The following is a 26,749-nucleotide window of genomic DNA, read 5'->3' as shown; positions in this document are numbered from 1 at the left end:
GTAAGAAGATGATGGCTATGCACGCCGATATGGCCGCCCAGGTGCAAGACATGCAGAAGATGCAGGCCATGATGGGCGACATGCCGTGCATGAAAGATGGCCAAATGGGTATGATGGGGAATCAGGACGGCGCCATGCCAGCCCAGTCGTCATCGTCTTCATCGGCATCGACTGACGCTGATCTCACTATCCGTCATCCTGCCCATTAGGTGTCTCTATGAAAGCGCAACATGACTCCCAAACCGGCGGTAGCCTCAAGAGCTGGCTCTTTTCACGAACCGGCGCGGCCACGCTCCTATGCTTGGCCGTCCTCGGCTTCCTGATCTACAAAGGTCATGGATTACACCTGCTGGGCTTCTTACCTTGGCTACTGATCCTGGCGTGCCCACTGATGCACATCTTCATGCACGGCGGACATCATGGCGGTCATCACCCTCACAGCTACGAAGAGTCGCCGGGCGAACTAAAAGCAGTTGCTCCGGCAGATGGTACCTCAACGGGGCATCAACCGCGTTCGGACCCCCACCATAAACATGAAGGGCACTGACCATGGACCAATCCAATTCTGACCCTGCATACGGCCTTTGGTGGCTCGTCATCATCAATTCCGTCATCTTCATAGGCTTCGCCCTTAGCTTCTTTAAACCGCAAACCAAGACTGACTGGCGGAGTTTAGGCGCGTTTTCAGCGTTCATTATCGCGCTCTTCGTCGAGATGTACGGGTTCCCATTATCGATCTTTGTCTTGTCTGGCTGGCTTGCCACGCAATATCCAGGCGTCGATTTCCTGTCGCACGACAATGGCCACCTGCTTCACACGCTTTTCGGAATGAAAGGAAATCCGCATTGGGACATCTTTCATATCCTCAGTAGCGTGTTCATTTTTGGTGGCTTCATAATGCTGTCCAATGCATGGCATATCCTGTGGAAGGCACAACGAGGCCATGGCCTCGCCCGCACCGGCATTTATGCCAGCATGCGCCATCCGCAATATGTCGCCTTGGTGATCATCATGTTTGGCTTCCTGCTGCAATGGCCGACCCTGCCTACGCTGGTCATGTTTCCGATCCTCATCTTCATGTACGTGCGTTTAGCCCTGAAAGAGGAAAAGACGTCTGAAGCCGAATTCGGCGACGACTGGCGGCGCTACGCTGCGGTTACGCCCAGGTTTTTCCCCCGGTTCGGCTCAAATGCAGGCAAGCTGTCGCCGAGGACTTGAATAATACCCCTACCGGGTATATATACCGGGTAGGGGTATATTTGAGGCCATAATGTCCGAACATCCGTCGCATTCCGAACAATTGCCGAGATTGAACCGCGCCGCCGGCCAGATCGAGGGCATCAAACGCATGATCGGCGAAGGCCAGTATTGCGTCGACATCCTCACCCAGCTTCGCGCCGTGCGCAGCGCTCTAAAGACCATCGAGCTTAGCGTATTGGAAACTCACATGAAGTCGTGTCTGACAGATAGGTGCTGCACTGGCGAAAAACAGCGCGACGACCAGATCACCGAGATCATGACGCTGCTCAAGAAATACGAATAGGAAGCCAGACCATGGACGACACACACGATGCTGGACCCAGCAAATCAGGCGGCTGCGGATGCCGATCCAGTTCGGTCACCGCCACGGAACCGGCTATCTTTACCTGTCCCATGCACCCGGAAATCCAGCAAAATGGACCCGGCAATTGTCCGATTTGCCATATGACACTGGTTCCCGTCGCGGCAACTGACGCTGTTGCCGACAAAGGCGAAGGGGCCTCATGCTGTCATTCGACAGAGGCACAACCCACAGAACCGGTCACCGACGCAGCGGCTAAATACACCTGCCCGATGCACCAGGAAGTTCGTCAGGACGGTCCAGGGAACTGCCCGATCTGCCACATGACGTTGGTCCCCGAAGGTGGGCCAACCGCCTCCAGCGACACTAAGTCCTGCTGTCATTCAGAGTCAGTTACGGCACCGTCGGCTATCTCGGCGTCTTCCGAAAAGAGCCCTCCGGCCAAGTCTGCGCCTATCGCGGGAAATGCCGGCGAAACCGCCATCTATACCTGCCCCATGCACCCCCAGGTCCAGCAGAGCAAGCCCGGCAATTGCCCGATTTGCGGCATGACACTGGAACTGGCAGGCGTCGCCCTGTCCGACAAGCCCGACCCGGAACTCGTCGACATGACCCGCCGGTTCTGGATTGCGACCGCCTTGTCGGTCCCTTTGCTGCTCAAGGTGATGGGTGAACACTTCATTCCGTGGATCCACGAAAACTTCAACAACGACCTGGCGCGCTATGCCCAACTCGCGCTGGCGACGCCCGTCGTCATCTATTGCGGCTGGCCCTTCTTCGTCCGCGGCTGGCAGTCGCTGAAGAACCGCTCGCTCAACATGTTCACTCTGATCGCGCTCGGCGTCGGCGTCGCCTACGTCTACAGCCTGGCCATCACACTGTTCCCAGCGGCCTTCATGGCCTTCACCCGCCAGTCGATGCCGCCGGAAGTCTATTATGAAGCGGCAAGCATCATCACGACCCTGGTTCTTCTCGGCCAGGTCCTGGAACTCAAGGCCAGATCCCAGACCAACAGCGCCCTGCGCGCCTTGTTCGACCTTGCGCCGAAGACCGCCCGCCTGATCGCTGAAGACGGCTCAGAACACGACATTCCGGTCAGCGATGTCAAGGTCGGGGACCGGCTCCGTGTTCGCCCCGGTGAGAAAGTCCCCGTCGATGGCGTCGTCGTCGAAGGTGCCAGCGCCGTCGATCAATCGATGCTGACCGGGGAGTCTTTGCCGGTTGAGAAGCATGCCGGCGACAAGGTTACCGGCGCAACCCTCAACGGAATAGGCGCCCTGGTCATCCGCGCCGAGCGCGTAGGCCTCGAAACCATGCTGTCGCAGATCGTGGCCATGGTCGCTAAAGCGCAACGCTCACGCGCGCCCATCCAGCGCATGGCGGATATCGTTTCCGGCTGGTTCGTGCCGATCGTCGTCGCTATCGCTGTCGTCACGGCGGTTGTGTGGGGCGTTTGGGGACCTGAGCCCAAACTGGCCTATGCACTGCTAAACGCCATCGCCGTGCTCATCATCGCCTGTCCCTGCGCGCTGGGTCTGGCCACACCCATGTCGATCATGGCCGGCACCGGCCGCGCCGCCAAGGCCGGCATCCTCATCCGGGACGCCGCAGCGCTCGAGACTTTTGAAAAGGTTGACACCCTGGTTATCGACAAGACCGGCACCCTGACCGAAGGCAAGCCACGCCTGATCAAGGTTTCAGCGCTGGATGGTTTTTCTCCAGATCGGTTGCTTCAGCTTGCGGCCTCGCTTGAACGGTCCAGCGAACACCCGCTCGCCCAGGCCATAGTCGATGGTGCCGCCGCTAAGGCCCTGACCTTGTTCGACCCTCAGTCATTCCGCTCGGTGACCGGTAAGGGGGTGACCGGCCTGGTCGACGGCCAAACGGTTATCTTGGGTAATGCAGCCCTTTTGGAAGAGGCTTCCGTTGCCTCCGGTGTTCTTGAGGCTTTGGCCCGTCCGTTCCGCGACGAAGGCCAGGGCGTCATGTATATCGCCATCGGTGACAAACCCGCAGGCATTATCGTCGTTGCCGATCCGATCAAGGCAACCACGGTCGAAGCGCTCAAAGCCTTGAAAGCTGAAGGCCTCAAGGTCGTCATGCTGACAGGCGACAACCTGGTCACAGCCAAGGCCATCGCGGCCAAGCTCGGCATCACCGATATCGAGGCCGACGTCCTGCCGGCGCGTAAAGCCGAGGTCGTTCAGAACCTGATCGCCATGGGCGCAAAGGTGGCGATGGCCGGCGACGGCGTCAATGACGCGCCCGCACTCGCCTCGGCCACCGTCGGGATCGCCATGGGCAATGGCACCGATATCGCCATGGAAAGCGCTGGCATCACGCTCATCAAGGGCGACCTGCTGGGCATTGTCCGCGCTCGACGCCTCAGCCATGCCGTTATGAACAATATCCGCCAGAACCTATTCTTTGCTTTCTTCTATAACGCTCTTGGCGTGCCGGTTGCCGCTGGCATCCTATATCCGTTCTTCGGTCTGTTGTTGTCACCGATCATCGCCAGTGCCGCCATGGCCTTCAGCTCCGTTTCGGTGATCGCAAATGCCTCGCGGATCAGGGGGGTAAAGCTGTTGTGACCCACAATGGCGCCGTATCTCTTCCGGTGACCTTGCCGACTCGGAGTCAGGGCTTGCCTGCCACCGCCATCGATCTGCAGAAGATCACGACGCCGCTCCTTCTGCATATGCTGCGCACGGAGATGCGATTCCCGCTGATCTTCCTCCTCAGATGCAAGTTGACGGTCGGCCGCTTCAAAAAGAGCATCGATCCCCGATTTCCGGCGGAGTTCGTGGAAATCGTTGCCCTGCCACTATGGGTCTACGTCAATCTGAAGGCAGCCATCGGCCCGGACAAAGCCTTCGAGATCATGCGCGTCACCATCCTCACCGGTGGCCTGGCGCAATGGAATTTCCAGTACCAAACGACGAGCGTGGAACGCACCTTTGCCAATCTGTGCGATCTCGAAATTCAGGTCAACAGGGCCGGCTTTACGCGCTGGAACACACTTAACGTGGTTGAACGGACCGACAAGCGTTTCGAGATAAAGATTACGCGCTGCTTGTACCACGAGGTTTTTACCGCCATGGGCGTTCCCGAATTGACGCCGATCATATGCCAAATCGACAACGCAGCGTTCAATTCATACCTGCCGGATCAGGTTACTTTTAACCGCGGAGGTCCGGGACACCGAATCGCCGACGGAAGGTCGGCGTGCAACTTCATCTGGGAGGTTGCAGATGACCGGGGTTGAGACAACGAAGGGGAGCTACGGCCACAGCTGTGAAGCAAGCGTTGAGGTCGCGGCCACGCCTGATCTCGTTTTCGCGCACATAGACGACCAATCAAAATTGGGAAGTCATATGGAAAAGCCGTCCATGATGATGATGGGCGGCCGGATGACCTATGAGTTCGACGCAGCCAAGGGACAGGCCGTGGGATCGGTCATCAAGATGGGTGGCGGGTTCCTGGGCGTCAAGCTGTCGGTCGAAGAGGTCATCACCGTACACGACCCACCTCGCCGCAAGGTCTGGGAAACGTGTGGCCAAACACAGATTCTGATCATCGGAGCCTATCGCATGGGATTCGAGATCAGGCCAGCCAAGGGCGGCAGCCATCTTCGGGTATTTATAGACTACAATCACCTGACTACGTTCTTCCGCGGCATTCTCAGTCTGTGTTTTGCCTCGATTTACGCGCGCTGGTGCGTTAGCCAAATGGCTTCGGATGCCAGAAGGGCCTTTCTGCCTCGGTTGAAGCCGGTCGCCGATTGATCATGAGACAACGAGCCGGGCAAAGTTCACTTCTCAGTGAAGGCAACGGGCCTATACTTTCATGCTGAAGCGCTGGACATGTATTTGGTCGATGTTGGTGTTTGTCTTCGTGACAATCGCCGCGCCCGTGCTGGTCGTGTCCGGTCTAATCAACAGCTACTTTCTCATCGGTCTCGATCATGTCGGGCAGATATTCCAGTCGCCCTACGGCGTCCTGCTCGCGGTCAAGCTCGTGATATTCGCCGCAATGCTGCCACTTATTCAGGCCTGGGGAATAGCGCCGCACGGCGGCTGGAATCGCCTATCCTGGTCGATCTCGGCGTAGTGGTTTGCCTATCTGACCTTCCCGGTTTTCGCGACGGTAGCTGTCGCCTTATAGCTTGTGCAGGTTAAATCCGTCTCGCCTAGGGGAAAGGTGGGGCTTCCCATCATGGGAAGGTCAATAGCGATTGTCGGAAAAAATTTGCCCTTGCCCTTCCCATGGTGGGAAGCTTCCCCAATTACGAATGGGCAGGCAGCGGCTCGGCATCATGCGCCTTAAAAAATAGGATTCCTATGAACATCGGACAGGCCGCCAAGGCTTCACACGTATCGGCCAAGATAATCCGTTACTATGAGCAGACGGGCCTGGTTCCCCCGGCCACACGATCAGAGGCTGGTTACCGCGTATATTCAGGCCAGGACGTGCACACATTGCGCTTCATCCGCCGCGCCCGCGATCTGGGTTCACGGTCGAGGGCATTGCCGAGCTCCTGGCGCTTTGGCGTGACCGTACGCGACACAGTTCAGATGTGAAGGAAAAGGCGCTCGGGCACGTGAAGGCCCTACGTAAGAAGATCGGCGAGTTGGAAGCTATGGCGCAAACGCTTCAAGCCCTTGCGGAATGCTGTGCCGGCGACGATCGGCCCGACTGCCCCATTTTAAAAGACTTTGAAGACGGTGCCGAGGGCCCCGCGAAGGCGCCCCATCGTTTTGGTGGTTTGTCTGACGCGTCTTCTTAATGACGGTGCCTGCCGCGCCAGAAGTGTCGAAGCAGGAATAGTTTGAGGGCGATCAAAGACATGATTGCGGACGTCACGCCGACTATCAGCGTCCAGTTCCATTGCCAGTTATCAGGCATGACGCCCGCCAGGTAAGCGCCGCCGCCAACGTGCAGGCCACCGAGCACCACGAGCAGCAACAAAAGCCAGAGATAGCCTTGCGGTTTTTTCCTGCGCGCGTGAGAAGCCGCCGCAAAAGCTCCGAATTCCTCCGAAATGATACTTGTCTTCGAAACACCGGCGCGCCGCAACATGGACTGCGTGTCCGTTACCATGCCTTCCAGTCCTGCGATATAATATCGTGCTGCCTTAGGGTCGCGGACTTGGTCGTAGATCATTGCCTTGGTAATGCGCCCCGTCGCACCGCCCCAGGCGGGAGATGCCGTCATTGTGGGCAAGAACTTGAATGATGGATGTTGTTGCGCCAAAGCGTGCAAATCTTTCAGAAAGGCAGCGTCTTCCGGTCGCCGGTTGCAGTAGAACAAGATCAACGCGCGCTCTTGTCCGGAATCGAGGGCTGATTTTATCATCGAAAATATCGGTACAATGCCAATTCCGCCCGCTATAAATACGGTCGCATTGACACCTTGTGTGTCGAGAAAAAATGCGCCTTGAGGCGGGTCGATCAGCATTTCGACCATCACGCGATCGCCTGGGATTAAGCGATCTAATTCTTGCTTGAATGCACTTGGACGCATACGCAAGGCGAAGGTCAAGTCTTGCTCGAGGGGCGCACTGGCGAATGACAGAAAGCGCACATTACCTCCGGCAGCCCGCGAGGATAGCTTCTCAAGGGTCATGCGTACATGCTGGCCTGCCTGGTATGAAAAGCCATCTGGTTTTGCAAAACTGAACAACCACGTGCGCTCGGCAATCTCACGTTTTCCTTTCAAAACCAGATGATAAGCGACGCGGCGCCAAGTCTTTTGATCGCTGCCGTGTAAATGGCGAAAGAAGTCGTGATCCATTGGAAGTACCCGCGGACAATAAGCTCCTGGACAAGTAGACTGGCATTGGACATCCTGTTCAATATCTTTTGCTGGACGCCCGCCTCACGCCATCTGAAAATGGACAGAAATGCCAGATAGTCCCGAAATTGTTTCCGGCCTTCATATAGACCGCCGGGTCAAAAGGACGCGCATGGCTTTGCAACACGCGTTTTTGGATCTTATAAACACCAAGGGTTATGACGCGATCAGCATCCATGACATTTGCAACGCTGCAAATGTCGGACGCTCGACTTTTTACCTTCACTACACGTCGAAAGAAGATCTGAAACGCGCAGGCCTGGAACGTCTGCGACATATCCTCACTGCGCATCAAATCACTTCGCCTGCGCAAGGCGGCGCACCGCCGCTGGCTTTTAGCCTGGCCATGTTCGAACACGCGCGGGATCATGCCGGCTTATATAAGGCCCTTATGGGTACGTCTGGCGGGGCCATCGCGTTACAGACCCTCCGCGATATCCTCAGCGATATTGTGAGGCGCGACCCGCTGTTGGAGATCGAGGATGGCGCCGACCGCCAAATCCTCATCGCGGTTGTCGTCGGCGCTTTCATGTCAGTCCTCACCTCATGGCTCGATACCGGCGCGCGCACGCATCCTGCGGAGGTTGATGCTGCGTTTCGGCGCTACGTTCTGTATGGAGTTGCCGAACGGGCGGGAATTGTAAGATCGATCGGCGAGGATCAACTCCGTTAAAGCCATCATGTTGACTGGATAGTATCCAGGAGGTCAAACCCTCCTGATCTCAAGACCTGAAATTAGTCCGATAGACGCTAACGCCGTATATCTCGGCCAAAGACCACTGCTGCCGCCGCTGTAATGACCGATGCAACCAACACGCAAAATTTGGTAATGTTCGCAAGGCCCAGGACAGAGCCGAAGGCACGACGGTTAGCGTATTGCTAGGATGGCCCGGACCGTGCATTTTGCGTTAAACGACTTCAAATCTAGCGGTCAAGCAATTGCGGCACTATCAGACAGAACGGGTCTTCGCGGAGCAAGTGCCTCTATAATCGAACATTCTGCAACGGTGCGGCAATGGCAATCTTCAATGACGTTATCAAGGACGACTTTTAGAGCCTGAAGGTCGGCAATCTTCCGTTCGACCTCGTCACGATGTTTCCGTGCAATCTCGTCGACCGCCTGGCACGATCCGTTTCTTTCATCTGATAAGGCAAGCAGTGCGCGAACCTCGTCCAAAGAGAAGCCAAGGTCGCGCGCCCGCCTTATAAAGCTTAGCCGGTTGAGGTGTTGGGCTTCGTAAGACCGAAAGTTGCCAGTAGTGCGCGCAGGTTCCGGTATCAATCCCGTCTTTTCATAAAAGCGGATTGTCTCGACCTTGGTGCCTGTTGTCCGGGCTAAATGACCGATCGAAAATTGTTCAATGCCCACGCCTTGACCCTCTAGTTACTACAGGGTGTATACGACGGCCATTCAGCTATGTCGAGGTCGCAAGTGGCTACTCCCTCCCCCATTCGTATTCATGTCGGAGGCATGGACTGCGGCGCTTGCGCGCTCAAGATCGAAACCGCCATGAACAAGCTTCCCGGCGTCAGTGCGGTTTCCGTGTCTTACCAGAACGAGACACTGAACCTGGCTCTCGATCAGGAGCAAACTCCCCTGGGAAAGGTGGAGGAGCAAATCCGTAGCCTCGGTTATGAGCCTTCGCCGGTTCCCGTAACTGCAGCGCGCGCTTTGCCGACGCTCAAGCCGGGTCCACATTGGTGGCAGACCGGAAAGGGTAAGCTCGTACTCCTGACGGCCGCGATGTTGGCACTTGGTCTACTCCTAGAGCACCTGGTTCCTAAATACGGCGTCATTATCGCAACTGCCGCAGCATTGATCAGCGTCCTACCCTTTGGCCGTCGTGCTCTTTCAGGTGCGCTAGCCGGATCGCCTTTCAGCATCGAAACCCTGATGTCTGTGGCTGCGATCGGGGCTGTCGTTATTGGCGAAGCTGAAGAAGCATTGGTTGTGGTCTTCCTTTTTGCTGTCGGTGAGGTCCTCGAGACGGTTGCTGCCGGACGGGCACGGGCGGGCATCGAAGCCTTGATCAAGCTCATTCCGCGCACGGCGCGTGTAGAGCGGGAAGGCAAGATCATAGAGGTGGAAGCGGAGATTCTGGAAGTCGGCGATATCGCTATTGTCAGGCCAGGTGATCGTTTGCCATCGGACGGTGAGGTCGTCGAGGGATCCTCCGAGGTCGACGAATCGCCCGTTACCGGGGAGTCCATTCCCGTCTTTAAGTCGGAAGGTTCGGAGGTATTCGCGGGCAGCATCAATGCGAATGGTGAATTGCGTATCCGGATCAGCCATAAGGCTGCGGACAATACGATCGCGCGCATCATCCACCTCGTCGAGGAAGCCCAGGAGAGCAAGGCGCCGACGGCCCGATTTATCGACCGCTTCAGCCGTTGGTATACGCCAGCGGCCATGTTGGTCGCGGGGCTGATCATCGTTGTTCCTCCTCTTATTATGGGCGGAGACTGGATGACTTGGGCCTACAGAGGACTTGCAACCCTCCTGATCGCCTGCCCCTGCGCATTGGTCATTTCTACGCCGACCGCGATTGCCTCGGGTTTGGCGGCCGGCGCACGCCAGGGTCTTCTGATCAAGGGTGGAGCAGCGTTGGAGACATTAGGAAAAATCAAAACCGTGGCGTTCGACAAGACCGGGACGTTGACAAGAGGTCGACCACAGGTGACCGACGTGATTGCGCTTTTGGGCGACGAGAATTCGGTCCTGGCGAAAGCCGCGGCTGTCGAAGCAAATACCAGTCACCCGCTTGGCAAGGCGATTGTCGAGGCAGCGACGGGTCGCGGGATCGAACTTCCTGTGAGTTTTGGCGGTGCAAATGCAGTTCCGGGCAAGGCCGTCACCGCGCGTCTGAAGTCCGGCTTCGTGTCGGTCGGATCGCCGATTTTTGCTGCCGAAAAGTCGGTTCTGTCGCTTGAAGTGACTGCTCGGATCAACTCACTCGAGCAGGAAGGCAAAACCGTGGTCGTCGTGATCGCCAACAAGGTGGCGGAGGGCTTGATCGCTATTCGTGATGAACTTCGGGAAGATGCGAAAGCAGCTGTCCAGGCCCTCAAGGATCTCGGCATCACGACCTTGATGTTGACAGGCGACAACCGGCGCACGGCCGCTGCCATCGCGCGTCAGGTTGGCGTCGAGGCTGAAGCGGAGTTGCTCCCCGACGCCAAGCTTGCGCGCATTTCCGAGATCGGCAAGACCGCGCCGATTGCCATGGTGGGTGATGGCATCAACGACGCACCGGCCCTGGCCGCAGCGTCGGTGGGGATTGCGATGGGCGGCGGAACCGATGTGGCGCTTGAGACAGCCGACGCCGCGCTGTTGAAGGACCGGGTTTCCGGGGTACCGCAGTTGATCAGCCTATCCAAGGCTACGCTCGGCAACATTTGGCAGAACATCGCCCTGGCGCTTGGCCTGAAGGCCGTGTTTCTGGTGACGACGCTAACCGGTGCGACGTCCCTATGGATGGCTATCCTTGCGGACACGGGTGCCACTGTCTTGGTGACTTTGAACGCCTTGCGCTTGTTAAGTTTTTCCACATCGTCCAAACACTGATCCTGTGTCTTAGAATGAATGAGCCTCATGTTTCGTAATTTGTTTTTCGTCGCCGTCCTGGCACTTGCCGGCCTGACGTCACCCTCTTTTAGCAGGGCGGCACCTGCGACATCTGCGGATGACACAAAAACCGTTCAGGTAGCGTGGCGCCTGCTCGATTACGTAGCGGTCGACTACCCCGGCGCTGTGCAGAACGGCAAAGTAGTCAGCGACGCTGAGTATGCCGAGATGGTCGAATTCGCTGCAACGGTCGAAAAACAGATCACCTCGCTCGAGGACCGGCCGGAAAAAGCGCAACTTCTTACGGGAACCCTTTCGCTTAAAGCGGCGATTGCCGACAAGGCGACACCCGAGAGGATTGCTCGCGATGCCCAAGCTCTTGCTGGCGCCCTCCTGTCAGCCTATCCCGTCCAATTGGCGCCGACGGCTGTTCCCGATGTGTTGTCGGCCCAGCGGATTTATGATGCGACTTGCGCCAGCTGTCACGGTTCTACCGGCGACGGCAAAGGTTCCGCCGCCATCGGACTTGACCCTCCCCCAATCGCGTTCCGTGACCTCGGACGCGCCAGGGAACGGAGCGTTTTCGGCCTTTATCAGGTGATCGGCCAAGGGCTCGACGGCACGTCGATGCCGAGTTTCGCCCATCTTCCCGAGCAGCAAAGATGGGCGCTGGCCTTCTACGTTGGCGGTTTCGCGTTCGAAGACAGAATAAAGGCCGGCGAGAAGATCTGGAAAAGTGAACCCGAAGTCAGAGCCCTCGTACCTGACTTGGCTGCTTTGGTCAGCCTTACCCCGACTGCTTTGTCAAAACGGATAGGTGAAGAGAAGGCCCTCAATGTGACGGCATATCTGCGCTCCAATCCGGCGGCCGTGCTTTCCGCTGCCAGCCCGATCGCCATTTCTCGGAAGCGGCTTCGCGAAGCTGATGAAGCCTACCGAATCGGTAAGAAGCAGGATGCTGAGAAATTGGCCCTGTCCGCGTATCTTGACGGATTCGAGACGGTGGAGCCGCTTCTAGCGGCTCGTGACAACGCTCTGCTAACCCGGGTTGAAAAGGAAATGATCGCCGTCCGAAGCGCTATTGCCGCTCGCGAGCCCGCCGTATCCGTAAGTGCCAAGGTTGCGACCGTCGTCGCTTCGTTGGACGAGGTCGAGCGGGTGCTTTCCGATGACCAATCCACCGCGACATCCACCTTCGTTGGCGCCTTCACAATCCTCTTGAGAGAAGGCTTGGAGGCCCTGCTGATTGTCGCGGCCATGATCGCGTTCCTGCGCAAGGCCGACCGGACGGATGCCTTGCCGTGGGTCCACGGCGGCTGGATCGCTGCGCTGGCCGCGGGCGTGGCGACCTGGGCCGCCGCGACCTACCTGATAAGTGTCAGTGGTGCTAGCCGTGAACTCACAGAGGGGTTTGGAGCCGTCCTTGCAACCGTCGTGTTGTTGTGGGTTGGCATCTGGTTGCATGGAAAGTCCCAGGCCGATGAGTGGCAAAAGTTCATCCATCAAACCATGAGCAAGGCGCTGTCGAAGGGATCACTGTGGTTCCTGTTCGGGTTGTCGTTCCTTGTCGTTTACCGCGAGGTTTTCGAAACAATCCTGTTTTTCTCGGCCCTTTGGAATCCGGAAACGGCCATGGCGCTGTTTGCCGGCGCCGGCGTTGCGGCGGGTGTCCTGTTCGCCGTTGGTTGGGTGATGCTGCGATACAGTCAGCGACTACCCATCGGCAAATTCTTCGCCTACAGTTCCATCCTGATTTCTGCGCTCGCGGTCGTCCTGGCAGGAAAAGGCGTTGCCGCCCTACAGGAGGCCGGTCTCTTACCTCTGACCCCTCTCCCGCTACCCAAAATCGAGCTGTTTGGCATCTATCCTACGATTGAATCCATCGCAGCCCAGGCTGTTGTCTTGGGGATCGTGCTTTTTGCATTCCGGGCCAAACCCTTGGCGGAGAAAAACTGATGGTCCGTCTCAGCATATATTTGGCGGTTTCAATCCTGCTTATCGCCGCGGACCAACTAAGTAAGGCCGCGGTAGCGTCCCGGATGCCACTCCATCATGTTTTTGAAGTAACGCCTTTTCTCAACATCGTTCACGTTCTCAATCCCGGCGCAGCGTTCAGCTTCTTGGCGGATCAGCAAGGGTGGCAACGCTGGTTTTTTGTTTTGCTGGCAAGCGTCATTTCCATTGGGCTGCTGATCCTGCTCAAAAAAGCAAAGAGCCGCCTGCAAAGCCTGTCTTATAGCTTCGTTCTGGCCGGCGCCGTCGGCAATCTCTGTGATCGACTTTGGCGAGGCGCTGTTGTGGACTGGATCGACTTCCATGCGATGGGCGCACACTTTCCCGCATTCAATCTCGCCGACACCTGGATTTCGATCGGATTTGCGCTGTTGATGTTTGAACTGCTGTTCCGGCCCGAAAGGACCCGTGCCAGTTAAGAGGTGAGCCATGAGTGACGACTGTGAAGGCGACACGAAGCGAGCACGGACCGATCCCGCATATCGACGAGCACTATGGATCGTTGTCCTGTTGAACCTCGGGTTCGGCCTGTCGGAGACGGCCGGCGGATTTCTGGCCGGCAGTGAAGCCTTGAAAGCCGATGCTCTCGATTTTCTTGGCGACGGAAGCATTACTTTGCTCGGCCTTGTCGCGTTGACCTGGCAGGCAAAAACCAGGTCTAAAATTGCATTGACGCAAGGCCTATTTCTAGCCCTTCTGGCGATATACGTTTTTGCCATGGCGGTTTGGCGAGCGATCGAGGCCGTTCCCCCGGAAGCCGCCATAATGGGCGGGATCGGGATCATCGCCCTCCTGATAAATGTCTTGTCGGCCTATGTATTGTCCCGCTTCCGCGCAGGTGATGCCCAAGCTAGAGCGGTTTGGCTTTTCAGCAGAAATGACGCCCTGGCAAATGTCGGGGTAATTGCAGCCGCAGTCCTGGTGGGCGTAACGCGCTCTGCGTGGCCCGATCTGATCGTCGCCGGAATAATCGCAGGTCTTTTCCTTTATTCTTCGCGTGAAATCATTTCAGACGCATGGCTGGAACTGCACAAACCGGCATCGAATAAATGATTCAGCGTTGAAACGTTTTCGGAGGGACTTCCATGCAAATTCCAAATGAACGCGATCTGCGCCTTGAACAAAAACGTATCCGAAGAAGCGCGGTGGCAGCGTTTGTCGTGTCTGCGACGCTATATGTCGCATTCTATTTTGGGGTGCCGCGAGTCATGAAGCAGTTGCCATCTGACTTCGAAGGACTACTGCAGCTCTGGGCTGTCAGCAGTTTATTTATCGTTTTTTGGGTGATGGCCGGTGTCGGGATGGTCGCACACGGCCGGCGACATTCACCCGCGGACATCAACGGCGCGGCTTTCGCGCCGCCAAGTCCTAAGATTGCCATCGCCGTCGCGTTCCTGCAGAATACACTGGAACAGGCGATGGTCGCTGTTTTCGTCAATTTGGCATTGTTGTTGACCGTGCGGGACGTCGCGGTTCCATTTGTGCTTTGTGCAGTGGCCCTTTTCTCGATTGGCCGAATTACATTCATTCTTGGATATGGCAAAGGGGCTGGCGGCCGCGCCTTTGGAATGGTCCTTACGGTTTTGCCGAGCCTGTTATTCTTCGTGTGGACGTTAACGGCGGTGACGCTCGAGGCAATTTCCTGACCTCACAGGCGGAAGCAGGCTGCCCGGTGGAGGCGTACGGCAGCCTGACCAAAGCGACCATTGGCATGCACCCAAACAGAAATGCCCGCACCGGAGAATCGATGCGGGCACTATGTCAAAAGCCGTAGCGCTTAGTGCGCCTTATGCTCTTCATGACCGGCGGACTTGTCCGCCTTGTCACAGCAGCAACACTTTTCCATGGCTTCGCAGCAAGCCTTGGCGGCTTCCTTGACGGCCTCAGGTGCGGCAACGGCTGCGCCGGCTGCCAGCAGGACGGCAAAGGCCGACCCGACGATAAACGCTTTCATGATTTAACTCCGTAAGATTGAAAGTTTCAGGTTTCGATCTTCGGAGTCAGCGTGGCGGTGGCGCCAAGGGGGCATAGGTCACGCCAAGCCCAGTGGCAGACGTCATATGGAACTCGACCGATTTTTCGGCTGTAATGTGATGAAACGCGAAGCCAGGTGCAACCACTAACGGACAGTGTTGCGCGCACGCCTTCATCGGTGTCGATGGTGCATCTGGGCAGCAGGGCATGTCCTCAGGCATAACGCCATGAACCGAATGCCCGGTGGCAATCGCGGGTCGCGCCTGCGCGGGAACATTCACGCACAGCAACAGGGCTACCACGCCAAACAATATCCCGAACATGCTGAGCAGGTGTCGCATATCGTGACCCTATACCTGTGCCGGCTTTACGGCAATGTGGCGTCTTGTCATGTCTTTCCCGCCTCGCCTCTCCAGCCCAGCAGCCGCATCGCATTCAGGGTCACCAGGACGGTGGCGCCTGTATCGGCCAGTATCGCCGGCCACAGGCCAGTTATGCCCATGAGCGTTGTGACCAGAAACACACCTTTCAGGCCGAGCGAAATGGTAATGTTCTGAGTGATGTTGGTCATGGTGAGCTTAGACAGCTGAATCATGCTGGCGATGTCAGTGACGCGACCATGGAGGACGGCAGCGTCGGCCGTTTCGAGTGCCACGTCTGTGCCACCGCCCATGGCGATTCCGATGTCGGCGGCAGCCAGTGCAGGCGCGTCATTAATGCCGTCGCCGACCTTGGCCACGACCTTGCCCTGCTTTTTAAGGTCTTCGACGATGGCCTGCTTGTCTTCCGGCATCAATTCCGCTCGGGCTTCGATGCCCAGTTGCTGAGCGATAGCGGTGGCGGTTCGCTTGTTGTCGCCCGTGAGCATCAATACGCCGATACCCATTTCTTTAAGAGCCGACACGCCCGCCTTGGCGTCTACACGCGGTTCGTCGCGCAGGGCGAGGAAGCCGGCTAAGTCCTCGCCGACCATCAAAACCGACACCGTCTTGCCTTCATCGTTAAAGGCTGTAATCCGCCGCTGCACATCCTCGCTCAGGGCAGTGATGTCAGCGGCAGCGCGGGGAGAATAAAGGCCGGCTTCTACGCCGTCGATCTTCCCGACAACGCCCTTGCCGCCGATAGCCTTGGCATTCTCAGCCGAGGCGGGTTTGATGTTACGGGCCTTGGCTTCATTCAGGATCGCCAGCGCCAAAGGGTGGCTTGAGCCTGTTTCGAGTCCTGCGGCCAGCCTCAGGAGTTCGGTTTCGTCTTTGATGCCGGCGATGATGTCGGTTACCTTGGGTTTGCCCTCGGTCAGTGTCCCGGTCTTGTCCATGGCGACAAACGTCACTTTCCGGAAGGTTTCCAGAACGGCTCCGCCCTTCATCAACAGGCCGCGTCGCGCCCCTGCCGACAAGGCTGCCGCAATAGCTGCCGGTGTCGATATCACCAGGGCGCATGGGCAACCGATGAGGAGAACGGCAAGCCCCTTGTACAACCACTCATTCCACGTCCCGCCCATGACAAGCGGCGGAACCACGGCAACCAGTGCACCGGCAGCCAGGACGGCCGGCGTGTAATATCTGGAAAAGCGGTCCATGAAACGTTCGGTCGGCGCCTTGGCTTCCTGCGCTTCCTCGACCAATGCAATGACGCGCGAGATTGTGTTGTCCTGAGCCGTGGCTGTCACCCGGACCTTCAGAACAGCGTCCGAATTGATTGTGCCGGCAAAGACCTGATCATCGACGCCCTTGCGCTTGGGAACGGACTCGCCTGTGACCGGAGCTTCGTCGATAGCGCTTTCACCGTCGATGATTACGCCGTCCGCCGGTATCCGATCGCCTGGTCTGACGACGACTATGTCGCCTATCGCCAGCTTTTCAGCGGCGATTGTCTCGGTGCCGCCGTCAACTTCTCGGATGGCTTCCTTTGGGACAAGGGTTGCCAGCGCGCGGATGGATGCGCGAGCGCGTCCCGCGGCAATGCCTTCAAGTAGCTCGCCGACTAAAAAGAGAACGACAACGACCGCCGCTTCCTCCGCCGCGTCGATGAATATGGCGCCGACGGCCGCAATGGTCATCAGCATTTCGATCGAGAAGGGATTGCTCTTGCCAAGACCAATCAAGGCGCGGCGCGCGATCGGGATCAGTCCGACCAGCATGGCGACGATGAAGCCCCAGGGCTCTGTCTGAGGCATAAGCTTGGACAGCAGAAACGCCAGCCCAAGCGCTGCACCACAAGCGACAGTCAGCTTGGCCTTGCCGGAATTCCACCAGGGACCATTTTCGTCACCGTGGTCATCACCATGCAATCCTTCCAACTCATCATCGTGCTTTTTGGACGTTCGGTTAGCCGCGCCATTTTTATCGTTTCCGGCTCCGCGTCCTGTTTCGTGCGCCATGAGATGTCCTTTCCTGATTATTCCATGCCCCTGTTTTTCACCCCTGCCCTGGTGGTTACAGCCTATTCTGCGGGGCACGCCATATCGGTATCTTTGGCGCGTTCGCATTCCGTCTTCGCCGGTGTCTTGGGCACTTTGACGATGCGATAGAACTTTTCACGCGGCGCATGGGACCACTTCTCGGTACGGACGGTATAATCCTTGCCGGCCGTCGTCTCGCAGCTCGCCAACATGAATCCGAGGCCTAAAAGAATAGCGGGCGCCAAATTCTTTTGCATGATCTTCATCCTTATTCATCGGGGCAAAAAATTACAGTGGTTTACTCGGCGTAGTGATTCTGTAGTCATCTGTAAGGCTGCTGCAAAGTTTCGCAGTAGTGCCAGGCGCGCTCCGCGTGGAGTCTGGCCGCTGTCGTGTTACGTCGACGCTTTTCATTGACCAGACGCTGGCACCTTTCAGCCGCTTTCGCCCGATCTGCGGCCTCTTTTTTGCTGAGCGCGAAGCAAACAAGACGCATTTCACGTATCTCGGGACCCGGTGAATTTCGCATCTGCTGGCGAACCCTGACGCTGCCGTTTTTATAGCCAGACTTGTTTTCGAGCGGCCACATCGCTTCTTTGAAACACGCCTTCTGTTGTTGATTGATCGTAGCTGTGACCGGTTCGGCACCGGCTGCGCTTTGCTCAAGGCTGAGGCTGAGGCTGAGGCTGAGGCTTACGATAAGGACGATCACACGCAAAAACATGGTGTACCTCAAAATGACTGTGGGTCTCTATTGCCAAGATGCTTTGTCTGCACCTGGAAGATGCGCAATACCGTGCCTCTTTGCGATCGCGCTTGCCGGAGGGCACTTATCAGCAGTGGACGCAAACACGTCAGAGCGCGCTCCGTGATCATTTCATCGAGTAGTTCGGCTCATGCGCTCGAAGCTTGAGCAAGCAGAAATGTGCCGGTCACTGGCACGGTATTACCATCGCCTACGGGCGGTCGTTCCGGCAGCAGGTCAGTTTGCTGTCTAACCGTCTAAGCCCTTTCTCGATGTGGCTTTCGTTCTCCAAATTACCGTCCAACTCCGAATTCAAGCACCTCGACAGGTTCCATTGTTACGAGGCCGATGCCGGTGACATCTGAAATTGACGCAACGAATTCGCGCAGGCGTTCGTCCTCGTCAACGATTTCAATGACCAGCGACTGATCATCTTCGAGTATATGTCGCTTACGCAAGTGCGCCGACTTGCCAAACCCGACCAGGGCCTGCAAGACGGTTGCGCCCGAAAGCTTGGCATCCCTAGCGCGTGTGGCAATCACGGCGAAGACCTTGCTGTCGCCGAAATATGCGCTTTCACTGGTGTAAATTCTGAGCAACTTCATCGTTTGGCTCATAATGTGCTTCCTTCCAAAAGAGAGTTGCGCATCCCGGCGACAGCGCCGGGATGCGCTTCGCACTTACTCCGCGGGTGTTTGAACGATAGTCGGATCCTTCTTGCGACTTAACCGCTCCCCAAGGCCAAGAACTACCTGGGTGATTGCGGGCAGAACCAGAAGGGTCAGGGCGGTCGCGGTGACCAACCCTCCGATGACAACAACGGCCAAAGGCTTTTGAACCTCGGCTCCCGTCCCTGTACCGATGGCCATCGGGATAAACCCGATGGCGGGCACGAGCCCCGTCATGATGACCGGACGTACCCGTTCGATCATGCCTTCGGTGATCGCCTTGCTCAGCTCCATACCCGCCTCGATACGCTGGCGGATACTGCTCATAACGACGAGACCGTTGAGGACGGCGACGCCGGACAGGCATATGAAACCGACTGCTGCGGAGACCGAAAACGCGATACCTGTTATGGCCAGGGTAAAGACCCCGCCCGCTAAGGCCAGTGGAACAGCCGTGAAGACGGAAAACGCCCGCCCGATACCGCCGAGCGCCATGTACAGCAGCCCGAAGATCGCCAGGAAGCAGATAGGCACGACGATCGCAAGACGATCAGACGCTGCCTTCAGGTTCTGGAACTGCCCACCCCATTCGAGGAATGATCCGGAAGGCAAGGCCACCGCTTCGACTTTCGGCAGGGCCTCGGTAACGAACGAGCCAACATCCCGTCCGCGCACGTTCGTCTGGATGACGATACGGCGCTTGCCGTTTTCACGAGATATCTGATTCAACCCTTCTGTAAATCGAAATTGCGCCACCTGACTGAGAGGCACAGAACCGCGAGTATGACCTGCCTCTTCTGGAAGCATCACCGGCAACGCTTTGAATGCGTCCAGATCGTCTCGAGTAACTTGGGGCACCCGAACAACGACATCGAAACGTCGGTCGCCCTCGAAGACCAGCCCCGCTTCGCGCCCCCCCATCGCCGCCGCGACGGTATCCGCGACCTCTTCCACGGTTAGGCCATAGCGTGCGATAGCACTGCGGTCGAACTGGAGGTCGAGTGTGGGCGAGCCGGCAGTTTGCTCTGCCTTGACATCTTCGGCGCCTGGCACAGACTGCAGTGCACTGACGATTTTTGCTGCCGAAGCACTCATCTTGTCCAAATCGTCACCATAAATCTTGATGGCAACATCGCCCCGCACGCCGGCGATCAACTCATTGAAGCGAAGCTGGATCGGTTGGCTCAATTCGTAGTTCTGCCCAACCAGAGCACTCGAACGCTTTTCGATACGCTCGACGATGTCAGCTTTCGTCTCGACGTCCTTCGGCCAATCCTTTTCATCTTTCAGGATGACGAAACCATCAGATATATTAGCTGGCATTGGATCCGTGGCAACTTCGGCAGTGCCGGTCTTCGAGAACATCATTTCGACTTCAGGCAGACTGGAGATGGCTCTTTCTACCCCCTTCTGCATATTCAACGACTCCTCAAGTGAAGTTGAAGGAATCCGTGAGGAGGCGAGCGCAATATTCTTTTCGTCCAGTTGCGGGATAAACTCCTGCCCCAGAAGGGTGAAAACAAAACCGGAAACTGCGAAGATACCAATGCCTGCGGCGATGAAAGGCCACGGTCTGGCGACGGCGCTATGAAGCACGGGCTCATAGGCCGCCTTGATCTTACGAATGATCCATACTTCCTTTTCCGTTACCTTACCTCGGATAAGCAGCGCGACCATTGCAGGCACAAACGTAATGGAGAGCACGAATGCGGCGGCCAAGGCAAGAATTAGAGTGATTGCCATGGGAGAGAAGGTCTTGCCTTCGACGCCTGTGAAGGTGAGCAACGGAGCAAAGACCAAAAAGATGATGGCTTGGCCATAAACTGTAGGCTTAATCATCTCTTGCGTCGCGAGCGTGGTTTCTTCCAACCGTTCACGGAGGTTCAGGATGCGGCCTTCATGATGCTGTCGTTCCGCAAGCCGCCTCAAGCAGTTTTCAATGATGATAACCGCGCCGTCGACGATCAGGCCGAAGTCGAGAGCACCAAGGCTCATCAAGTTGCCCGACACCTTCATACCATTCATGCCGATGGCCATCATGAGGAAGGAGAACGGGATAATCAGTACGGCGATGATCGCCGCACGGACATTGCCCAGCAGTAAAAACAGGGCTGCGGCCACAAGAATGGCGCCTTCCAGCAGATTTTTCTGCACGGTATGGACGGTTGCATTGACCAGTTTTGAACGGTCGAGCGTCGTCGTGACCTTGAGACCGGGTGGCAAGGACTTCTTGATGCCCTCAAGCTTGTCGCCGACCGCCTTGGCGACTGTCCGGCTATTTTCACCGATGAGCATCAGGGTGGTGCCGATCACGACCTCGTGGCCATTCATGCTGGCGGCCCCTGTCCGCAGTTCCCCGCCCAGCCTTACAGTTGCGACGTCTTTAACTGCCACCGGCAAACCGCCACGGGTCGCGATAACCGCTTGATTGATCTCATCGAGCGACCGAATGCGCGCATCTGCCCTTACTAGGTAAGCTTCGCCCCCCGGTTAAGGAAGTTGGCGCCTACGGAGATGTTGGCAGCCTCGAGGGCTTCGGCTAGTTCAGAGAACGACACGCCGTAGGCGCTCAGTTTCACTGGATCTGGCTCGACGATATATTGCTTTTCAAAACCGCCGATGGAATCAACCCCTGCAACCCCTTTTACAGTCCGAAGTTGCGGTGAAATGATCCAAGTCTGCACTGTACGAAGGTAGGCGGCACGGGATACCTCATCGGTCAGGCGGTCGCCTTCTGGCGTAAGAAAGCTTCCGTCGGACTGCCAGCCAGGTTGACCATCGGCGACCTTGGCGCCCTTGCCATTCGGATTGGCGTAGTCGATCGCATACATATAGACTTCGCCCAAGCCGGTCGTAACCGGGCCGATCTGCGGCTGGGTCCCTTCCGGCAGGCTATCTCTTGCCTGCGTGATACGTTCGCTGACTTGCTGGCGGGCGAAATACAGGTCGGTACTCTCGGAGAAAATCGCGCTGACCTGCGAAAAACCATTGCGCGACAGCGACCGGGTGGTCTCCAGGCCGGGGATTCCGGATAGGGCTGTCTCAATGGGGAAAGTCACCCGTTTTTCGATTTCTATCGGAGACAAGCCGGGGTCCACTGTGTTGATTTGAACCTGGTTGTTAGTGATGTCCGGCACGGCGTCGATCGGCAATTTGGTCAATTGCCACGCGCCGAAGGCGCCAATCATCAGGATGATTAGAAGGACGGCCCACCGTGCACGCACACTGAGCGCCATTAGGTTTCCTATCATGGCTATTCCTCCTCAGCCGCGCCCTTGCCAAGCTCCGCCTTCAACGAGAAAGCCTTACTGGTGGCAATGGACTGACCTGGGATCAACCCGGATACGATTTCCGCACGCCCGGCACTGCGCTGACCGATCGTGACGGGTGTGACCTTGAATCCGTCTTTCGTACGTACGAAGACGACATCTTGGCCGTTTATCGATTGAACGGCCTCCTCGGGAACAACGATGGCAGAAGATTCGCTAGTTCCTTGTGGGAAGAGCGTCGCGCGAACCGAAAGGCCCGGCTGCAGCTCGCCGCCAACCACGTCCAACACGGCGGTCGCAGCGCGCGTCTCTGCATCTAGCGCGGGAGTCACGGACCTTACTCGAGCTTCCATGGTTCGTCCATCGGGCAACGAGATCACTGCCCGGTCGCCAATAGCGACCCTCTTCATATCCGATGAATTGATCGCGGCTTCGACCTGCACCAGATTGGGATCGGACACGCGAAACAATTCCGTCTCCGGCTGAACGAAGGCACCCAGACTCGCCATGCTCGCCGTCACCCGCCCCGAGATCGGGCTTGCGACGATAACGCCATGTCCGTCTGTGGTAATGCGAGCAGCAGAAGCTGCGGACTGGGTGCGGTTTACTTCGGCTTGAGCGGCCGCCGCTTCGGCCTGAGCGCTCTCGTAGTCAACCCGCGCCGAAACACCTTGATCGAGCAGGGATTTTTCACGGGCGAGGTTGGCCTGGGCGACGTTTGCCCGGGCGATCGCTGTCGTCCGATCTGCAGCAATCTGACCGGCATCCCGACTTTCGATCAAAGCCAGGGCTTCGCCGGCTTTCACTGGGTCGCCCAATCGCTTATAAATACGCGAGACAGAACCAGCCGCTCGCGCAGTCAAAGATGCCTGCCCGTTCGGTGTTGCGACAACCTGGGCCTGGGCGATGATTTCTGAGGAAAGTCCGCCTGCAGTAACGCTTTCGACGCCGATCTTGGCAGTGTTTATTGCCTCTTGGGTCAGCTTGAGTTCGTCAGAAGGCTTTTCTTCTTCAGCTACAATCGCACTGCTTGCCGGCTTCTTATCGGCTGTGCAACGCGCCAGGCCAAAGCCGCTCAAACCGGCCAAAAGCACGGCGGCGAGGGCTCCGCCGTAAAGGTATCGATTATTCGATTTCACGATTGGTCTCCAAAGGGGGCTACGCCACGCAGGCGCGCGAGTTCGGCTTCGGCGTTCAGACGATCCTGCCTCGCCTTGAGGGATTGATTTCTTGCGTCGGTAAGCGTTCGGCGGGCGCTCAAAACTTCGCTCAATGGTAGTTTACCCGCCTCGTAGCCGACGCGCGTAAGGCGGTAGGCTTCCAGTGCCGTTCGCTCGCTGTTCTGGGCTGACTTTACCCGGGTTACTGCAGCGTGCAGCCGGCCGGTCGCGGATTGGATATCTGCTTGCGCATCGAGCCGTGCTATGTTGACGCGCTCGTCTGCGGCCGCAAGTTCGGATTGCGCGGCGCTAATATTGCCTCGATTTCGGTCGAAGACTGGAAAAGGCACAGAGACACCCCCGACGAAGGCATTGGTGTCATCGGCAGCTAGTCGGCGGACGCCCATTGAGACCGTCACGTCCGGGGAAGACCGGGTTTGCTCAACACGCACCCGCCTGGCAATCTCTGCGCGTTCGGCTTGAGCGAAGAGATAGCCGGGACTGTTCAATGGGTCGGCGGATGGGATCGGCTCATCGACATCAGCATGATCGAGTAGGCTAACCGAAATTGAGGTAAAGGGCACAGGGGAGTCGACAAGCCCAGTCAATCTTGCGAAGGCGGCCGTGCGAGCAGCTTGTGCTTCGTCGACATCGGCACGAGCAGCCTCGACGACAGAGCGTGCTTGTACCGACCTGAGATCCGCTTCCTTGCCCGCTTTGACGAGTGCATCGGCCACGCGGGCATCATCTTCGGCCAAGCTCAACGAGTCACGTGTGAGTTGCAGCCGAACATCGGCGACTTCGGCATCGGTGTAGGCCTGGGCAAGGTCAAATGCGAAATCTGCCTTGACCTGATTTGCTCGTGCACGAGAGACCTCGACACCGGCATCCGCCGCCGCGATGCGCGCCCGACGCTTTCCACCTAGCTCGATAGTTTGTTCAACAGATGCCGTTGTTTCGGCACTTTGATTGCCTCTGTATGGCCCTTTGCCACCGAAATTTTCGACTTCGACATTTACAGTTGGGTTTAGCCATGCGCGTGACTGCCGCGCAAGTCCCTCAGCTTGGCCGACCGTCGCTTGCGCTTCGCGCAAACGGGGGGACGCTTCGGCTGATCGAAGTAAGTCTTGGAACGCAGGTGCGGGATCGGCATGCGCGGGAGAAGGAGCGAGCAAACTAGTGCCAACGCCTATGAAAAGGTGCGCGACCGCGCTACTCGCCGCGGCGAATCTTAAAGCGCGATCACCGCGCAAATTGAGGGAGATCATTGAATCCTCGAGCTAATGTTCTTTGAAGCGCCTCTATCCGGCGCGCGAAATCAAAGGGCGTTAGGCTCGAGGAGGCTGATCGGGTGTCGGTGTGGCGAACGAAATGAATTGAGGCTCGACGCCATTTTCGAACACGATCTTCGTAGCAAAAAGAGGCTGCGAAGAGCGGCCGGAATCGAGCGCGAGACCCGAGCTCTTTTCGCACGACGTATGATGGTGGTGATTCAAAGCGATGCCGTCGGCGTGGTTATCGCTTGGCGTGACATGCCCCTGGCACACACCGGTTTCGCCATTACAGTTGGTCGCCCATCCGCCATCCGCAAGTTTAAGATCACCCGCCGCCATATGTCGGAGATCAAGTGTGTCCGCCTCTACCGACGACCAGCCACAAAAAAGCACGGCGACCATACACAGTATGGCGCCTAGCCCCGTGAGGCGTGACAGCGATGTGGACAATGAGCGGATCATCAATCTACTAACTAGGATTTTCTATAAAAGCATACAAGTGTTTCTCGAATATGAAACGCTATATCTTGTACTCCTAAGGTGTTCTCGGTCATCAATCGGGCGTTCGTCGCAATCGATCCGCCTCCACCTGTTTCATTCGCTAGATACTAAGCAGGTTCAAGGAAAGCTGAAACTGACGATTATTTGGGCCCTAGGCAGATTCTCGGAAACCGTTTTTGCACTTTTAAGAAGCTCTATCTGGCTGCTTGCCCTCGGCAGACCTCATGACGCAGCACATTGAAGAGCTCGCCACGCTTCACTTCTCAATCGATGACGCAGATTATCGTTGGCGCGCCCTGCGTTTAGGCGAATCAAGGCTTGGTCGCCGGACCTCAGGGAATGCTTGAACCGAATCTCTACGTCAGAGACCTCAAGTGAACGCCTTGCTGGACCAGGCCGAAAGAGCTGAAGCCATGCGCCTTCAGATACAAAATGCGGCTTTCTTCCACGAAGTTGAGATAGACTGCGGTGTTGAGAATGCCTTGGCTATCGATTTCGTATTCACGCTGGCTCGCCGCACCAATACGATTCGCGAACTGACTGAGTTATCCCGATTTGAGCAACAAAATGCGGATTACGGCGTTGAATTTGAACAGTAAGTACAGCCTCGCGTAACGTGACCACTAGTCGTCGGCGAGCGTGCGCACCAAATCCAATATTTTGCGTCGATGCTTTGCGGATCTTATTCGCGGAAAGGCTTCTGCCAATTCGATGCCTTCAGTGGTCATCAAGAAGCTATGGACGGAATGCTCCGACACGCTCTCGGTAAATCCGTCCGGGTGCTCGCCCTCCCCGTATCCTTCGTAGAAATACGGTACCGGCGCCTTCAACGCTTTGGCTATTTCGTAGAGCTTTGATGCGCTGATCCTGTTCGAACCACGCTCATATTTTTGAACCTGCTGGAACGTGAGATCAAGGTGCTCCGCCAAGCCATCTTGGCTCATTCCGAGAAATTTCCGCCGCATTCTGACACGCCCGCCGACATGAAGATCAACTGGATTGGGGGCTTTGTCATCAAACGCCATCACATGCTCGCTTCTTTACTGGATAAGATATTTTCTCCATGTAGCCACTGGAACATGGCACATGGTCAAACGGTTTTGGTTCGGCCTGCAAAATATGTACCGTCTCCTGTCGCAGTTGGACTGCGGCACGGGCGAAGGCCGGAAGGCCTTGGAGAACGATCGCGTCTATATCGGCTCCGCCGACCCTTTCGGTCAATACGCCTTCTCAAGAAGACCCTTGCTGCGGCACGCCCAATATCATTGCCGCGTTTTTGGGTTCGTAGTCATTTGGAAGCTTGATGATAAGCGCCTCGTTCTCTATCGATGCCGGGCACTTCCGGATGCACTTTTTGTCGACGGCGAGTTGGCGGACGGAAATCTCCAAACCCTTGGACTTCTTGTCAACGACTTCCCAGCCCGATGACCCAACGGCTACCAGACGCAGGCGTTTCTGGCCCGCCGCAAGGCTGACTTGAACCTTCACCCGCTTGTCTTTCCATTTCAACCGCTCAAAAATCTTGGGTTCGATTTGGATGGCCAGGCCGGATGGCTTCGCCAAAATCTTGACCGTCATGTCCAAATCCTCGTTTGGTACCAAATCGGCAAAATCAAACATTGAATCTCCTTGGTAATTGTTTCTTGTGGCTCCCTCGTTCAAGCAAGCCACTGATTCTAAATTTGTTTCTCTCGTGACTACTAAATCTCGCCTTGAATGTCGCTCGCAGCTCAGCTAAAGAACAAAGCGTGATCTTCGAAGG

The 26,749-nt window shown here is 57.0% G+C and carries 29 protein-coding genes and 1 pseudogene; 17 read left to right on the top strand and 13 right to left on the bottom strand.

The genetic code is table 11. The features are described 5' to 3' along the window. The 10 genes from ABI_RS00585 to ABI_RS00550 form a co-directional block, all read left to right on the top strand. A partial coding sequence (locus tag ABI_RS00585) for a hypothetical protein (RefSeq protein ID WP_211211100.1) occupies window positions 1–209 on the top strand: 209 nt, incomplete at its 5' end. An 8-nt stretch (window positions 210–217) separates the two neighbouring features. Continuing rightward, complete coding sequence (locus ABI_RS24115; RefSeq protein WP_083811353.1) at window positions 218–547, top strand: DUF2933 domain-containing protein; 330 nt, start codon at window positions 218–220, stop codon at window positions 545–547. 2 nt (window positions 548–549) lie between these two features. Beyond that, window positions 550–1,218 (top strand): methyltransferase family protein, encoded by a 669-nt coding sequence (locus ABI_RS00580; protein ID WP_006270844.1) that lies wholly within the window; start codon window positions 550–552, stop codon window positions 1,216–1,218. Between the two features lie 52 nt (window positions 1,219–1,270). Further along, window positions 1,271–1,543 carry a metal-sensitive transcriptional regulator gene (locus ABI_RS00575; protein WP_006270843.1) on the top strand — a complete coding sequence of 91 codons (273 nt, stop codon included), beginning with the start codon at window positions 1,271–1,273 and terminating at the stop codon, window positions 1,541–1,543. A gap of 110 nt (window positions 1,544–1,653) precedes the next feature. Then, window positions 1,654–4,152: a copper-transporting P-type ATPase gene (locus tag ABI_RS00570; RefSeq protein WP_157138659.1), complete on the top strand. Its 2,499-nt coding sequence runs from the start codon at window positions 1,654–1,656 to the stop codon at window positions 4,150–4,152. Between the two features lie 53 nt (window positions 4,153–4,205). Beyond that, window positions 4,206–4,826 carry an L-2-amino-thiazoline-4-carboxylic acid hydrolase gene (locus tag ABI_RS00565; protein WP_006270841.1) on the top strand — a complete coding sequence of 207 codons (621 nt, stop codon included), beginning with the start codon at window positions 4,206–4,208 and terminating at the stop codon, window positions 4,824–4,826. Then, window positions 4,813–5,346 carry an SRPBCC family protein gene (locus tag ABI_RS00560; protein ID WP_040308413.1) on the top strand — a complete coding sequence of 178 codons (534 nt, stop codon included), beginning with the start codon at window positions 4,813–4,815 and terminating at the stop codon, window positions 5,344–5,346. The genes ABI_RS00565 and ABI_RS00560 overlap by 14 nt, the downstream gene beginning before the upstream one ends. A 61-nt stretch (window positions 5,347–5,407) precedes the next feature. Then, the gene (locus ABI_RS00555; RefSeq protein ID WP_040308412.1) at window positions 5,408–5,671 is read left to right on the top strand and encodes a CopD family protein; all 264 of its coding nucleotides are present in this window, start codon (window positions 5,408–5,410) and stop codon (window positions 5,669–5,671) included. Window positions 5,672–5,826: 155 nt separating this feature from the next. Then, complete coding sequence (locus tag ABI_RS26735; protein ID WP_441293819.1) at window positions 5,827–6,141, top strand: MerR family transcriptional regulator; 315 nt, start codon at window positions 5,827–5,829, stop codon at window positions 6,139–6,141. Beyond that, complete coding sequence (locus tag ABI_RS00550) at window positions 6,039–6,347, top strand: MerR family DNA-binding protein (RefSeq protein WP_441293820.1); 309 nt, start codon at window positions 6,039–6,041, stop codon at window positions 6,345–6,347. The genes ABI_RS26735 and ABI_RS00550 overlap by 103 nt, the downstream gene beginning before the upstream one ends. Here ABI_RS00550 and ABI_RS00545 read toward each other — a convergent pair. Beyond that, complete coding sequence (locus ABI_RS00545) at window positions 6,344–7,354, bottom strand: ferredoxin--NADP reductase (RefSeq protein ID WP_006270836.1); 1,011 nt, start codon at window positions 7,352–7,354, stop codon at window positions 6,344–6,346. The two genes, ABI_RS00550 and ABI_RS00545, sit on opposite strands and share 4 nt — an antisense overlap. 172 nt (window positions 7,355–7,526) lie before the next feature. Between ABI_RS00545 and ABI_RS23315 the strand changes: the two genes are divergently transcribed. Then, window positions 7,527–8,087 (top strand): TetR/AcrR family transcriptional regulator, encoded by a 561-nt coding sequence (locus tag ABI_RS23315; RefSeq protein ID WP_006270835.1) that lies wholly within the window; start codon window positions 7,527–7,529, stop codon window positions 8,085–8,087. 258 nt (window positions 8,088–8,345) lie between these two features. Here the strand turns inward: ABI_RS23315 and ABI_RS24110 are convergent, their stop codons facing one another. After that, window positions 8,346–8,783: a MerR family transcriptional regulator gene (locus ABI_RS24110; protein ID WP_085930168.1), complete on the bottom strand. Its 438-nt coding sequence runs from the start codon at window positions 8,781–8,783 to the stop codon at window positions 8,346–8,348. 48 nt (window positions 8,784–8,831) lie between these two features. Here ABI_RS24110 and ABI_RS00535 point away from each other — a divergent pair, with 48 nt between their 5' ends. The 5 genes from ABI_RS00535 to ABI_RS00515 are packed head-to-tail and all read left to right on the top strand — an operon-like array spanning window position 8,832 to window position 14,638. Beyond that, complete coding sequence (locus ABI_RS00535; RefSeq protein WP_280959732.1) at window positions 8,832–10,979, top strand: heavy metal translocating P-type ATPase; 2,148 nt, start codon at window positions 8,832–8,834, stop codon at window positions 10,977–10,979. Between the two features lie 18 nt (window positions 10,980–10,997). Further along, window positions 10,998–12,935: a cytochrome c/FTR1 family iron permease gene (locus tag ABI_RS00530; RefSeq protein ID WP_006270833.1), complete on the top strand. Its 1,938-nt coding sequence runs from the start codon at window positions 10,998–11,000 to the stop codon at window positions 12,933–12,935. Next, window positions 12,935–13,411: a signal peptidase II gene (lspA, locus tag ABI_RS00525; RefSeq protein WP_050808160.1), complete on the top strand. Its 477-nt coding sequence runs from the start codon at window positions 12,935–12,937 to the stop codon at window positions 13,409–13,411. Before ABI_RS00530 ends, lspA begins: the two co-directional genes overlap by 1 nt. A 10-nt stretch (window positions 13,412–13,421) precedes the next feature. Continuing rightward, window positions 13,422–14,045 carry a cation efflux transmembrane domain-containing protein gene (locus ABI_RS00520; RefSeq protein WP_040308411.1) on the top strand — a complete coding sequence of 208 codons (624 nt, stop codon included), beginning with the start codon at window positions 13,422–13,424 and terminating at the stop codon, window positions 14,043–14,045. Window positions 14,046–14,077: 32 nt separating this feature from the next. Next, on the top strand, window positions 14,078–14,638 hold the full coding sequence (locus ABI_RS00515; protein WP_040308410.1) for an MAPEG family protein: 561 nt from the start codon (window positions 14,078–14,080) through the stop codon (window positions 14,636–14,638). A 131-nt stretch (window positions 14,639–14,769) separates the two neighbouring features. On the opposite strand, the gene ABI_RS25515 is transcribed toward ABI_RS00515, so the two are convergent. The 9 genes and pseudogenes from ABI_RS25515 to ABI_RS24805 all read right to left on the bottom strand — a co-directional run bounded on the left by ABI_RS25515 (window position 14,770) and on the right by ABI_RS24805 (window position 24,888). Next, window positions 14,770–14,946: a hypothetical protein gene (locus ABI_RS25515; protein WP_006270831.1), complete on the bottom strand. Its 177-nt coding sequence runs from the start codon at window positions 14,944–14,946 to the stop codon at window positions 14,770–14,772. Window positions 14,947–15,354: 408 nt separating this feature from the next. After that, window positions 15,355–17,349: a heavy metal translocating P-type ATPase gene (locus ABI_RS00510; protein WP_083811351.1), complete on the bottom strand. Its 1,995-nt coding sequence runs from the start codon at window positions 17,347–17,349 to the stop codon at window positions 15,355–15,357. 62 nt (window positions 17,350–17,411) lie between these two features. After that, complete coding sequence (locus tag ABI_RS00505; protein WP_040308409.1) at window positions 17,412–17,627, bottom strand: hypothetical protein; 216 nt, start codon at window positions 17,625–17,627, stop codon at window positions 17,412–17,414. A gap of 65 nt (window positions 17,628–17,692) precedes the next feature. Further along, complete coding sequence (locus tag ABI_RS00500) at window positions 17,693–18,094, bottom strand: hypothetical protein (protein WP_040308408.1); 402 nt, start codon at window positions 18,092–18,094, stop codon at window positions 17,693–17,695. A gap of 314 nt (window positions 18,095–18,408) precedes the next feature. After that, window positions 18,409–18,732 (bottom strand): DUF190 domain-containing protein, encoded by a 324-nt coding sequence (locus ABI_RS00495; RefSeq protein WP_006270828.1) that lies wholly within the window; start codon window positions 18,730–18,732, stop codon window positions 18,409–18,411. 63 nt (window positions 18,733–18,795) lie between these two features. Beyond that, window positions 18,796–22,034 (bottom strand): annotated as a pseudogene (locus tag ABI_RS00490) (efflux RND transporter permease subunit). Between the two features lie 2 nt (window positions 22,035–22,036). After that, window positions 22,037–23,191 (bottom strand): efflux RND transporter periplasmic adaptor subunit, encoded by a 1,155-nt coding sequence (locus tag ABI_RS00485; protein ID WP_006270825.1) that lies wholly within the window; start codon window positions 23,189–23,191, stop codon window positions 22,037–22,039. Then, window positions 23,188–24,480, bottom strand: a complete 1,293-nt coding sequence (locus ABI_RS00480) for a TolC family protein (protein WP_006270824.1) — start codon at window positions 24,478–24,480, stop codon at window positions 23,188–23,190. The genes ABI_RS00485 and ABI_RS00480 overlap by 4 nt, the downstream gene beginning before the upstream one ends. 60 nt (window positions 24,481–24,540) lie before the next feature. Further along, the gene (locus ABI_RS24805) at window positions 24,541–24,888 is read right to left on the bottom strand and encodes a hypothetical protein (RefSeq protein WP_157138655.1); all 348 of its coding nucleotides are present in this window, start codon (window positions 24,886–24,888) and stop codon (window positions 24,541–24,543) included. A 473-nt stretch (window positions 24,889–25,361) separates the two neighbouring features. Here ABI_RS24805 and ABI_RS00470 point away from each other — a divergent pair, with 473 nt between their 5' ends. Next, a complete protein-coding gene (locus tag ABI_RS00470; RefSeq protein WP_006270822.1) occupies window positions 25,362–25,586 on the top strand; it encodes a hypothetical protein in 225 nt (74 codons plus the stop codon). A 24-nt stretch (window positions 25,587–25,610) separates the two neighbouring features. On the opposite strand, the gene ABI_RS00465 is transcribed toward ABI_RS00470, so the two are convergent. Together ABI_RS00465 and ABI_RS00460 are read right to left on the bottom strand one after the other, a co-directional pair. Then, on the bottom strand, window positions 25,611–26,012 hold the full coding sequence (locus ABI_RS00465) for a helix-turn-helix domain-containing protein (protein WP_040308406.1): 402 nt from the start codon (window positions 26,010–26,012) through the stop codon (window positions 25,611–25,613). 205 nt (window positions 26,013–26,217) lie between these two features. Further along, a complete protein-coding gene (locus tag ABI_RS00460; RefSeq protein WP_006270821.1) occupies window positions 26,218–26,607 on the bottom strand; it encodes a hypothetical protein in 390 nt (129 codons plus the stop codon). Window positions 26,608–26,749: the final 142 nt, after the last annotated feature.

The sequence above is a fragment of the Asticcacaulis biprosthecium C19 genome, from assembly GCF_000204015.1.
Lineage (GTDB): Bacteria > Pseudomonadota > Alphaproteobacteria > Caulobacterales > Caulobacteraceae > Asticcacaulis > Asticcacaulis biprosthecius.
This window is presented reverse-complemented; position numbering and strand designations above follow the sequence as displayed.